This is a genomic window from Martinezella tropici (assembly GCF_003287875.1).
Lineage (GTDB): Bacteria > Pseudomonadota > Alphaproteobacteria > Rhizobiales > Rhizobiaceae > Rhizobium > Rhizobium tropici_C.
In genome coordinates, this window is the sequence record NZ_QMKK01000048.1 from 211,108 (window position 1) to 222,164 (window position 11,057).

General features: G+C 58.9%; 9 protein-coding genes. 5 read left to right on the forward strand and 4 right to left on the reverse strand.

The annotated features are described in order from the left end of the window. Positions 1-8 precede the first annotated feature (8 nt). On the forward strand, positions 9-1,208 hold the full coding sequence (locus tag DQ393_RS23145) for a low temperature requirement protein A (protein WP_112344046.1): 1,200 nt from the start codon (positions 9-11) through the stop codon (positions 1,206-1,208). Here DQ393_RS23145 and DQ393_RS23150 read toward each other — a convergent pair. Further along, a complete protein-coding gene (locus tag DQ393_RS23150; protein WP_112344047.1) occupies positions 1,202-1,687 on the reverse strand; it encodes a MarR family winged helix-turn-helix transcriptional regulator in 486 nt (161 codons plus the stop codon). The genes DQ393_RS23145 and DQ393_RS23150 overlap by 7 nt on opposite strands. A 45-nt stretch (positions 1,688-1,732) precedes the next feature. Between DQ393_RS23150 and DQ393_RS23155 the strand changes: the two genes are divergently transcribed. Further along, positions 1,733-2,698 (forward strand): alpha/beta hydrolase, encoded by a 966-nt coding sequence (locus DQ393_RS23155; protein ID WP_112344048.1) that lies wholly within the window; start codon positions 1,733-1,735, stop codon positions 2,696-2,698. 54 nt (positions 2,699-2,752) lie between these two features. Beyond that, complete coding sequence (locus DQ393_RS23160; RefSeq protein WP_112344049.1) at positions 2,753-3,361, forward strand: pyridoxamine 5'-phosphate oxidase family protein; 609 nt, start codon at positions 2,753-2,755, stop codon at positions 3,359-3,361. A 91-nt stretch (positions 3,362-3,452) separates the two neighbouring features. Here the strand turns inward: DQ393_RS23160 and DQ393_RS23165 are convergent, their stop codons facing one another. From DQ393_RS23165 to fumC, 3 genes are all read right to left on the reverse strand, one after another. Further along, entirely contained in the window at positions 3,453-4,520 is a 1,068-nt protein-coding gene (locus tag DQ393_RS23165) for a GGDEF domain-containing protein (RefSeq protein ID WP_112344050.1), read from the reverse strand. 199 nt (positions 4,521-4,719) lie between these two features. After that, on the reverse strand, positions 4,720-6,327 hold the full coding sequence (locus DQ393_RS23170; RefSeq protein ID WP_112344051.1) for a fumarate hydratase: 1,608 nt from the start codon (positions 6,325-6,327) through the stop codon (positions 4,720-4,722). A 353-nt stretch (positions 6,328-6,680) separates the two neighbouring features. Continuing rightward, complete coding sequence (fumC, locus tag DQ393_RS23175; protein ID WP_112344052.1) at positions 6,681-8,072, reverse strand: class II fumarate hydratase; 1,392 nt, start codon at positions 8,070-8,072, stop codon at positions 6,681-6,683. A 405-nt stretch (positions 8,073-8,477) separates the two neighbouring features. Here fumC and DQ393_RS23180 point away from each other — a divergent pair, with 405 nt between their 5' ends. Both DQ393_RS23180 and tnpA read left to right on the forward strand, forming a co-directional pair. Continuing rightward, positions 8,478-10,376, forward strand: coding sequence for a L,D-transpeptidase family protein (locus DQ393_RS23180; protein ID WP_112344053.1), 1,899 nt, complete (start codon positions 8,478-8,480; stop codon positions 10,374-10,376). Positions 10,377-10,549: 173 nt separating this feature from the next. Beyond that, positions 10,550-10,984, forward strand: a complete 435-nt coding sequence (gene tnpA / locus DQ393_RS23185; RefSeq protein WP_112340015.1) for an IS200/IS605 family transposase — start codon at positions 10,550-10,552, stop codon at positions 10,982-10,984. Positions 10,985-11,057: the final 73 nt, after the last annotated feature.

An 11,057-nucleotide genomic window follows, 5' to 3' on the forward strand; every position in this document is an offset into this window, starting at 1 on the left:
GCGTAGGCATGATCCTTGGGGGTAGGGAAAATTGGCTTCGCGCCAAGGGCAGCAAGAACGAGAGCAAGGTCTCCTTCGTCGAGCTGTTTTTCGATCTGGTGTTCGTTTTCTCGATTTCGCAGCTTGCACATTCGCTGGCGGAGCATTTCACTCCGCTCGGCGCGCTGGAAGCGATCATGCTGATCTTCGCAGTCTGGTGGGTCTGGGTTTTCACGGCATGGGTGACGAACTGGCTGGATCCCGATCGGATGCCGGTGCGTATCATGCTGTTCACGCTGATGTTTGCTGGGCTTATCCTCTCGGCTGCGATCCCCGAGGCTTTCGGCGAAAAGGCCATCTATTTTGCCGGCGCCTATGTCTTCATGCAGGTCGGCCGGTCATTGTTCACCGCTTATGCTCTGAAGAATGTCAGCCAGGCCAATCATCGCAATTTCCTGCGCATCACCAGCTGGCTCGTCCTGTCCGGCATCTTCTGGATATCAGGCGCCCTGCTGGAAGGCGAACCACGGGTCATATTTTGGCTGGTTGCCCTCATTATCGAGTATTCAGCGCCTGCGCTCGGATTTCGGGTACCCGGTCTCGGCAAGTCGACGACCGAGGATTGGGACGTATCTGGCGCGCATCTGGCGGAGCGTTGCGCGCTGTTCATCATCATCTGCCTCGGTGAGGCGGTGCTGCAGGCCGGCAAGACCTTTGCCGAGCAGCCGGTCACGCCCCTGATCGTGGCGGTGTTCATCACTGCTTTCGTCGGCACCGTTGCCCTATGGTGGATCTACTTCCAATTCGGGCATGAACGGGCGTCCCACCGTATCGAGCATGACGATGCGCCGGGCAGGCTGGCGCGCGAGGCCTTTACCTATGCGCATATTCTCATCCTTGGCGGCATCATCCTCAGCGTCGTCGGCGACGAATTCCTGTTCGCGCATCCGCATGAACAGGCCGATATGCATGTTGCGGCCGCCATCCTCGGCGGCCCGGCGGTGTTTCTGATCGGAAATCTATGGTTCAAGGGGGCGACCACAGGCCGGCCGCCACTGTCGCATATAGCGGGTATCGTCGGATTGGTGCTGCTGCTTTTCACCCTGCCGATGGTCGTGGTCTACCAGCTTGGCATTCTCGCCACGGCCGTGCTTATCGTCGTGGCGATATGGGAATTTGCGTCTCTGAACCGGGTTGTGCCCTCGGCACGATCGGCCGGCGATCATTGATCGCCGGCGAGCTCCAGCGGTTGCCGTTCCTCCTGCATCAGGAGGCCGATTATCCTCTCCATATGCACCGCAATTGCCTCGAATTGTTCGATCGGCGCGTCTGAGAGCGTCCGATCGATGAGGGCGGTCTGTATGGTCATCGCTTCTTCCGTGATGCGCCGCCCCTCCTCGGTCAGATAGAGGCGCAGCACGCGCTTGTCGTGCTTGTCGCCCCGGCGTTCGATCAGCCCGCGATTTTCCATCTGCGGCAGAAGCATGCTCATATTGGAGCGGCCGACCAGCAGCTTGCGGGCAAGTTCCTGCTGCGAAATCCCTTCGAAACGAAACAGGTTGACGAGGATGTCCAGATGCGGCGGCTTGATGTCGAGATGGGCCAGGGCTCGTGTGAGCGATTGCTGCATCAATTGGCAGGCGCGCGCCACGGCGACCCAGCTTCGAAAACGCGGATGGTCCCAGGGAAGGGGTTGATTTTTGTTCATCGCTGTACTTTATTGTTCATAGTTGAACATTATCGGATTCCCACTATGCCATCCTTTGCGCTCAAGGTCACCCGGTCGGGTCTGTCCGGCCTCGGAAGGCTATCGCCGCACCTTGCCGGCAAAGCCGCGTTCCGGCTTTTCTGCCTGACGCCCTCGCGCCGTCCGCGCGGCGCCAAGGCCAGGGCAACCCATATGGAGGGCCGGGAACGCCTTCTGACGGCGGAGCAGGTGATGCTGCCGTTCCCAGGTGGCCGCGCAATGGCCTATCGCTTCAACGGCGGAGCGAAAGGCCCGCGAAAGCGCTATCTCGTGGTTCATGGTTGGGGCTCCAGCAGCGAATATATGTCTGAACTGACGGTATTTCTTGCGGAAAGCGGAGCGGAAGTCGTCTCGCTCGATCTTCCAGGCCACGGCCGCTCGGGCGGGCGGTTCCTGAACGTGCGTTTGGCCGTTTCCGCCATTGCCGCAGCGTTTGCCCGCTTCGGCGGCTTCGACGCCGCCATTGGGCACTCCTTCGGCGGCGCATCGCTAGCGCTGGCCTGCGCGGGCTTTCTGCCTGATGTCGACGCGGTTGATCCCGGCAAATTGGTCTTGATCGGCGCGCCGAGCGCCATGGGATGGCTATTCAAGGATTTCGGACGCCTGATGAGGCTCGGGCCTGCGGCACAAGCTGCCTTGGAGGACGAAGTTCGCCGTGTGACGGGCAGGACGCTTGCCTCCTACGACCAGAAGCGCGGCATGCTCGATCCAGGCCGGCCGGTCCTCGTCATTCACGCCGAGGACGACAAGGAGGTGAGTGCCGAACATGCACGCGCCTATGCTGCACAAGGGCCGCATGTGCGTCTGTTATGGGCCAACGGCTTTGGGCATCGCCGTATTGTCGCCGCCGCTCCGGTGTTTGAGGCGATCGACGCTTTTTTGTCGGAAACCGCGAATACGGAAAATCCGCTCGAAAACGAAGACGATACGGTGCTATCGTTTTACCGAACCCCGCATCGTCGCTCCTTCTAGCAGAACTTGCGTCGCGCGGACTTTGGGCAAGTCGCTGGAAAAACGCGAGGCAGCATGCATATCGTCACGTCAGTCGAGGAACTAAAGGAGCTCTATGGTGAGGCGGGCGAGGCGTCGATCACCAAGGTGACGAAGGTGCTGACGCCGCTCTATCGCCAGATGATCGAAGCCTCTCCCTTCATGGCACTGGCAACGGTGGGGCCGGAAGGGCTCGATTGTTCACCGCGCGGTGACCAGGGCGGCGTCGTTCGCGTTGTCGACGAAAAGACGCTGCATCTGCCGGATTGGCGCGGCAACAATCGCGTCGATTCACTTGCGAATATCGTGCGCGACCCGCGCATCGCGTTGATGTTTCTGGTTCCAGGATCGAATACGACGATGCGCCTCAACGGCCGAGCGGTGGTCTCCGTCGAGCCGGCCCTGCTGGACAGCTTCGAGATGGACGGCAAGCATCCGCGCTGCGTCGTCGTGATCGCGATCGAGGAAGTGTATTTCCAGTGCGCGCGAGCGGTGATGCGGGCCGAGCTGTGGAATGCGGAGCGGTTCGCCGATCCATCCAGCCTGCCGAGCCCGGGCATGATGCTCAAGGCGGCGAAAGACGATTTCGATCAGGAAACCTATGATCGCGAAGCGCCGGCGAGGGCTGCCAAGACACTCTGGTAACAAGACGCTCTTGTGAGCCCAAGACGCCCTTGGTAAGCAAAGCCGCCGGCCTGTATGGGAAGGCAGGGCCGGCGGTCGGTTGGCTGCGCTTCTAATTCTTGTAGATGAGCCAACTTTTGGTGAAGTCCTTCTGCATGCCTTCCTGATAGATGCTGCAGCAGTTGCGGCCGCCATTCTTGGCACAATAGAGCGCCAGATCGGCCTTGTTGTATAGTTCACCGGAATCGACAGCTTCAGAGGCCATGCAGGCGCCGAGCGATAGCGTAATCGGACCGTAATCGACGCGTGTTCGTGAATTTTTGAACGGCGTCGTCTCGAGAGTATGGCGGATCCGTTCGCAGACCGTGGCGACTTCCTCGATAGTGGTGGCTTCCAGAATGAGGGCGAATTCCTCGCCGCCGACGCGGGCCACGAAAATGTCACGCCGGGCCCTGGCGCGGATGACAGATGCGACGGTCGCAAGGATCTTGTCACCGACCGGGTGGCCGAACGTATCGTTGATCCGCTTGAAATGATCGATATCGGCCAGCACCAGCGCCGTGGTGGGCCTTGTCAGTCGATTGTCGAAGATGGAGGCCAGGCGATCCTCGAAAGCGCGCCGATTGGCAAGGCGGGTCAGTGCATCGGTATTGGCAATGCGCTTGTATTCATCCAGCTCCTTGCGAACCTGATCCATTTCCTGGCTGCGCTGGACGACGTTCTCCACCGTTTTTTCGCCCTGCGCCATGGTATCGCCGGTCGCAGCCGTCAGCATGTCGATAGCGCCCCGCAGCAGTTCGGCGCTGTTGTGGCTTCTCGAGCTTATGTTGTCATAGGTTTCGCCGAGCAGGCGGTTGTAGCTCTGAAGCGTAGCCTGCTCCTGCCGCAATGCGCGCAGGACCGTATCGAGCCCGATGGTCAGGCGGGCATGTGCGTCATCGAAAACACGGCTCGCGTGATGCGGAAAATACTTGGCTCCGATCGCATCCAGTTCCTCCTGGGTGGCGCTGCTGCCGAGTGCCGCCAATGCACGCGTGAGAGCGGGATTGGAGCCGATATAGGCTTCATAGAAAAGCTCGTAATTACGCGGAATAGGTGCGATGCCCATGGATCGCATGGCATAGGTAATCTGCCCCGCCACGTCGGGATTATGCGCCGTTGGCGCAATCGCCGTACTCATCGTGAGCTCCGTAACATGTATTGGTTAAATCCCTTTTTTACTTATACAAAGAATCTTTGAAAAAATATTAAGGTCTTGATAATGAGAAATTGTCGGCCCGTAAAGTTTTATTCAAAAGTATTACAATTAAAGTATGTTTTTACATACGAAGGCGCTGTCAGCGCCTTCGTCCGAGTCGGGCAATAATGAGCCGGAATATTTACCCCAGGTTGAGTTCCTGGAAGAAGTCGTTGCCCTTGTCGTCGATGACGATGAAGGCCGGGAAATCCTCCACCTCGATCTTCCAGACGGCTTCCATGCCAAGTTCGGGATACTCCAGAACTTCGACCTTTTTGATGCAATCCTGAGCGAGGCGGGCGGCCGGACCGCCGATCGAGCCGAGATAGAAACCGCCATGCGTCTTGCAGGCTTCGCGTACGGCGCGCGAGCGGTTGCCCTTGGCGAGCATCACCATGGAGCCGCCGAAGGACTGGAACTGGTCGACATAGCTGTCCATGCGACCGGCCGTCGTCGGGCCGAAGGAACCGGAGGCGTAGCCGGCGGGCGTCTTGGCCGGGCCGGCGTAATAGACCGGGTGGTTCTTGAGGTAGTCCGGCATGCCCTGGCCCTTTTCCAGGCGCTCGCGGATATTGGCATGCGCCAGGTCGCGCGCCACGATGATCGTGCCGGTGAGCGAGAGGCGCGTTTTGACAGGATGCTGCGACAGTTCGGCCAGAATATCCGCCATCGGCCGGTTGAGGTCGACGCGGACCATCGATTCGGAAAGCTTCGCCTCGTCGATCTCAGGCATGTATTTGGAGGGATCGGTCTCGAGTTGCTCGATGAAGATGCCGTCGCGCGTGATCTTGCCCTTGGCCTGGCGGTCGGCGGAGCAGGAAACGCCAAGGCCGATCGGCAACGAGGCGCCATGGCGGGGCAGGCGGATGACGCGGACATCATGGCAGAAATACTTGCCGCCGAACTGGGCGCCGACGCCGAGGCTCTGCGTCAGCTTATGGATTTCCTTTTCCATTTCGATATCCCGGAAGGCGTGTCCGCTTTCGGAGCCTTCCGTGGGAAGACAGTCGAGATATCGCGTCGAGGCGAGCTTGACCGTCTTCAGGTTCATCTCGGCCGAGGTGCCGCCGATGACGATGGCGAGATGGTAGGGCGGGCAGGCTGCCGTGCCGAGCGTCAGGATCTTCTCTTTCAGGAAATCCAGCATGCGGTCATGGGTGAGCAGCGACGGCGTGCCCTGATAGAGGAAGGTCTTGTTGGCCGAACCGCCGCCTTTTGCGACGAAGAGGAATTCGTAGGCGTCGGTGCCTTCCTCATAGATATCGATTTGCGCCGGCAGATTGTTCTTGGTGTTCTTTTCCTCGAACATCTTGATCGGCGCGAGCTGCGAATAGCGCAGGTTCTTCTTCTCGTAGGCATCGAGCACGCCCTTGGCGAGCGCTGCGCTGTCGCCGCCCTCGGTCCAGACGCGGCGGCCTTTCTTGCCCATGATGATGGCGGTGCCCGTGTCCTGGCACATCGGAAGCACGCCGCCGGCGGCAATATTGGCATTCTTCAGCAGATCATAAGCGACGAAGCGGTCGTTATCGGTAGCCTCGGGATCTTCGAGGATCGAGGCGAGCTGCTTCAGGTGGCCGGGGCGCAACAGGTGGTTGATGTCGGCAAAAGCGGTTTCAGCCAGCAAGCGGATGCCCTCGGGGTCGACGGTCAGGACTTCCTGGCCTTTGAAGGTGTCGACGGAAACATAATCGCCGGAAATCTTGCGATAGGGGGTCGTGTCGTCACCGAGGGGAAACAGATCGTCAGCCATGTAGGAAACCTTTCAAGCCGGGTGGGCGGGGAAGATGTTTGGAAACGATCTAAATCCCGCTTGAGGCAAAAGCAATTGTTTGGCTGATAAGTCGAAACTTCAAAGTGGGGTTCGTTGATTGGACATACTCAGGTCAGGTGGGTCTTCCGATGGCCAAGCCGTGTGCCCGGCCCCTCACCCTAGTCCTCTCCCCGCATCGCGGGGAGAGGGGACCTATTCTGTGTTTGCGGCACCTATTAATAAGGCTGCTGATGTCGCATGATCAACTCCCTCTCCCCGCGATGCGGGGTGAGGGGCCATGCACACGGCTGCAACATTGGAGAACATGCCCGGACGATCACCGTCCAGTGATATCACTTTGGCCCGATCATCGTCTCTGGCTGGACGATAGCGTCGTACTCTTCCGAGGAAACCAGTCCGCTTGCCAGCGCCTCTTCCTTCAGGGTCGTGCCGTTCTTATGCGCCGTCTTGGCGATCTTGGCTGCGTTATCGTAGCCGATCTTCGGGGCGAGCGCCGTTACCAGCATCAGCGAACGTTCGAGACCGGCCTTGATGTTGTCCTCGCGCGCCTCGATGCCGACGACGCAATTGTCGGTGAAGGAGACGGCTGCGTCGCCGAGCAACTGCACTGACTGCAGGAAGTTGTAGGCCATCATCGGATTATAGACGTTGAGCTCGAAATGGCCCTGGCTGCCGGCAAAGGTGAGGGCGGCGTTGTTGCCGAAGATGTGGATGCAAACCTGCGTCAGCGCCTCGCACTGGGTCGGGTTGACCTTGCCCGGCATGATCGACGAACCTGGCTCGTTTTCCGGCAGCGCCAGTTCGCCGAGACCGGAGCGCGGGCCGGAGCCAAGCAGGCGGATGTCGTTGGCGATCTTGAAGAGCGCGGCTGCCGCCGCATTGATAGCGCCGTGGCTGAAGACCATCGAATCATGGGCTGCCAGCGCCTCGAACTTGTTCGGAGCGGTAACGAAGGGCAGGCCGGTGATTTTGGCGATCTCGTCAGCAACCTTCTCGGCAAAGCCGATCGGCGCATTGAGGCCGGTTCCCACCGCCGTGCCGCCCTGGGCGAGTTCGCAAAGACCCGGCAGTGTCAGCTCGATGCGCTTGATGGAGGAGGCGACCTGCGCGGCATAGCCGGAAAACTCCTGGCCGAGCGTCAGCGGCGTTGCATCCTGCGTGTGGGTGCGGCCGATCTTGATGATATGGGCGAAGTCGGCGACCTTCTTTTCCAGGGCCTCATGCAGGTGTCTGAGCGCCGGCAGCAGGTGATGGACGATCTGCTCGGCGCAGGCGATGTGCATGGCCGTCGGATAGGTGTCGTTGGACGACTGGCTCATATTGACGTGATCGTTCGGATGCACCGGCTTCTTCGAGCCCATGACGCCGCCGAGCATTTCGATCGCACGGTTTGAAATCACCTCATTGGCATTCATGTTCGACTGCGTGCCCGACCCGGTCTGCCAGACGACCAGTGGAAAATGATCGTTGAGCTTGCCGTCGATGACTTCCTGCGCGGCGGCGACAATGGTCTTGCCGAGCGTCGGATCGAGCTGGCCGAGTTCCATGTTGGCGCGCGCCGCCGCCTGCTTGACGATGCCGAGCGCGCGGACGACCGACAGCGGCTGCTTTTCCCAGCCGATCTTGAAATTACCGAGTGAGCGCTGCGCCTGCGCGCCCCAATAGCGGTCGCTGGCAACCTCGATCGGGCCGAAGGTATCGGTTTCTGTGCGGGTGGACGTCATGTTACTGGTCCTGCTTTCCATTGAGACAGATAGCAGCCATATAGGCCCGAACGGCGCCTATGAAAATATCAAAGCACTATTTCATGACCTGTTTAGTCATGTTTTTCTCGTGCGCCGGCGTGCCCTTTTTAACACGCTCTCCATATATTCGCAGGATTGCATTTTCCGACGCTTAAAAAGCCCGGGAAATTTCAATAAAAGATTAACCAATAATTTCATAATTTTGTGTGAACTGAACCACGGAAAACGCCGCTGCTTCGTAAAGCGAAGTTGAGGCATTGAACGAAAGGCGGGTCTCGCCGTTTTCATTCTAGTGGGTATACGATGTCTTTAGACATCGCGGCCGAGTTGAAAACAGCCCGCCAGGCTCGAAGTTACCGCACGATACAGGGACCCGATTAGAGAATGAAACTTGCCACCAAAGCCACAGCATCCGTCCTGGCTCTTTCCTGTTGCCTTTCCTCCATCGGCGTAACCTCCGCGAACGCGATGACCCTCATGGATTTCATCCGTGGCGGCCAGGGGCGCCAGCAGAGCACGCAGGTTTCGGCGCCGGTTCCCGTCAATCCGATGCAGACGCTGGATCCCGATCAGCCTCCGCGGGTAAAACAGCCGTTGCCGACGGTCGATGCGCCGAAATACTATACCTACAAGGCAGATGCGATGCGTCTGGTTTCGACCACGCATTTTGCCGACCCGATGGTAACGGGCGCGGTCGCCGATGCCTCCCCGACGCCGGCAGCGGTCGATACCGAGATTTCGCAGCGTCGGTATCTTTCCGATGCGCGCGTCATGGCGACGAATGATATCGCCAAGGCGATCGAATCCTATTATGCCGATCAGAGCAAACCGCTTCTCTGGGTTGCTGATCACGGTGTCAGCGACAAGGCGAAGGCCGCGATGGCGGTTCTTGCCGACGCCGGTTCCGTCGGCCTTGATCCCGCCGACTATGCGGTGACGCTGCCCGGCGACAATGCCGCGAATGCCGATCCGGTGCTGCGTGATCGGGCTCTCATGCAGTTCGAGCTCACGCTCTCCAGCAAGGTGCTGATGTTCGTCCAGGATACGGTTCGCGGTCGTCTCGACCCGAACAAGATCTCCGGCTATCACGACTTCAAGCGCAAGGACGTCAACCTGGCGGCTATGCTCGATGTATTGCGCGCCAGCCCCGATGCTGCCGCCTATCTCAACAGCCGTAGCCCGTCCAACCAGCAGTTCCAGTTGTTGAAGACGGAGCTTGCAAAGCTGCGCGCCGAATCGGGAGCGGACGGCAGCCACATTTCCATTTCCCTGACTGGTATCCTGAAGCCGGGCGGCAATTCGCCGGAAATGGCCAATATCGTCAAGGCGATCGAGCATCGCGGATCGGAGTCACTGAAGACTGCCCATGCCGATCTTTTCGCCGCCTATCTGGGTACGCCTGATTACACGCCAGAGCTCGTGTCGCTGGTTGAAGACTTTCAGAGGGAAAAAGGGCTGACAGCTGACGGTGTGATCGGTCCATCCTCCGTCCGGGCGATGGTTGGAGAGAACAACGATACGAAGATCCAGAAGCTGGTCGTTGCCATGGAGCAGCTGCGTTGGCTGCCGGCCGAACTCGGACCGCGCTACGTCTTCATCAACCAGCCGGCGTTCATGGTCTATTACCACAACAATAACCAGGAACAGCTGTCGATGCGCGTCGTCGTCGGCAGCAAGCAGCACCAGACCTTCTTCTTCGAAAATCAGGTGCAGACGGTCGAGTTCAATCCTTTCTGGGGTGTTCCGCAGTCGATCATCATCAACGAGATGCTGCCGAAGCTGCGTTCCGATCCGAACTATCTCGATCGTATGGGCTATCAAGTCGAAGTCGGCGGCCGCGCCGTCGCGTCATCGAGCGTCGACTGGTACGGTTCGACCAAGAGCATCTCGGTTCGCCAGCCGCCGAGCAGCGACAACGCGCTGGGCGAGCTGAAGATCCTTTTCCCGAATTCGCATGCGATCTATATGCACGATACGCCGCAGAAGAGCTTCTTCAAGAAGGATATGCGTGCACTCAGTCATGGCTGTGTCCGCCTTGCCGACCCGCGCGCGATGGCAGCGGCCGTGCTGAACACCACGGTCGATGACGTTGCCAAGCAGATCGCGACCGGCCAGAACAAGGCCGTTCCCGTGCCGCAGAAATTCCCGATCTACATCGCCTACTTCACCGCCTGGCCGAACAAGGACGGTGTCATCCAGTATTTCAACGATGTCTACGATCGCGACGCGGCAACGCTGAAGGCGCTCGATGCGACCTCAAAGGCACGCACTGCCCAGATCTGAGCTTCGGTTCGATCAGGAAATACGCAAAGGGCGGCCCGTCGAGGCCGCCCTTTTTCTTATATCGATAAATAAACCTCCACCTACGGTGGAGGACTGGACGAGTTCTACACGGTAGTTGAGAGACCTCCTGCTTGAACCGCTGGGGTGGCCCAGACTTCGAACAAGGAGGTTTTATGGATGAGCAAACGCTCTCGCATGCGACGTGGGACTGCAAGTATCACATTGTTTTTGGCAGCAAATACCGCACGAAAAGACTTTACGGGGACGTGCGGCGTGAGTTGGGAGAACTCTTGCGTCGGCTGGCACAGCAGAAAGGCTGCCAGATCGAGGAGGGTCATCTGATGCCCGACCATGTGCATATGTTGATCTCGATCCCGCCGAAATACTCGGTTTCGCATATTGTCGGCTTCTTGAAGGGCAAGACGGCCCTTTACGTAGCGAACAAATATGCGCGCAAGCGCCGCTACAAAGGGTATCACTTTTGGGCACGCGGGTATTTCGTATCGACGACGGGCTATAACGAGCAGGTCGTCAGACAATATATCCGTAATCAGGAAAAGGCCGACAAAGCTTCCGACTTTGCCGACCTCTTCAATCGTAGCTACTAAGCGCTAACAATACCGCTTCTAGCGGTTCAAGCGCAGCGTTTCAAACCTCCACCTCTGGTGGAGGTCATGACTT

Coding starts and splice junctions, on each gene's coding strand:
- DQ393_RS23145 (WP_112344046.1), top strand. CDS start 9: ATGATCCTTGGGGGTAGGGAAAATTGGCTTCGCGCCAAGGGCAGCAAG.
- DQ393_RS23150 (WP_112344047.1), bottom strand. CDS start 1,687: ATGAACAAAAATCAACCCCTTCCCTGGGACCATCCGCGTTTTCGAAGC.
- DQ393_RS23155 (WP_112344048.1), top strand. CDS start 1,733: ATGCCATCCTTTGCGCTCAAGGTCACCCGGTCGGGTCTGTCCGGCCTC.
- DQ393_RS23160 (WP_112344049.1), top strand. CDS start 2,753: ATGCATATCGTCACGTCAGTCGAGGAACTAAAGGAGCTCTATGGTGAG.
- DQ393_RS23165 (WP_112344050.1), bottom strand. CDS start 4,520: ATGAGTACGGCGATTGCGCCAACGGCGCATAATCCCGACGTGGCGGGG.
- DQ393_RS23170 (WP_112344051.1), bottom strand. CDS start 6,327: ATGGCTGACGATCTGTTTCCCCTCGGTGACGACACGACCCCCTATCGC.
- fumC (WP_112344052.1), bottom strand. CDS start 8,072: ATGACGTCCACCCGCACAGAAACCGATACCTTCGGCCCGATCGAGGTT.
- DQ393_RS23180 (WP_112344053.1), top strand. CDS start 8,478: ATGAAACTTGCCACCAAAGCCACAGCATCCGTCCTGGCTCTTTCCTGT.
- tnpA (WP_112340015.1), top strand. CDS start 10,550: ATGGATGAGCAAACGCTCTCGCATGCGACGTGGGACTGCAAGTATCAC.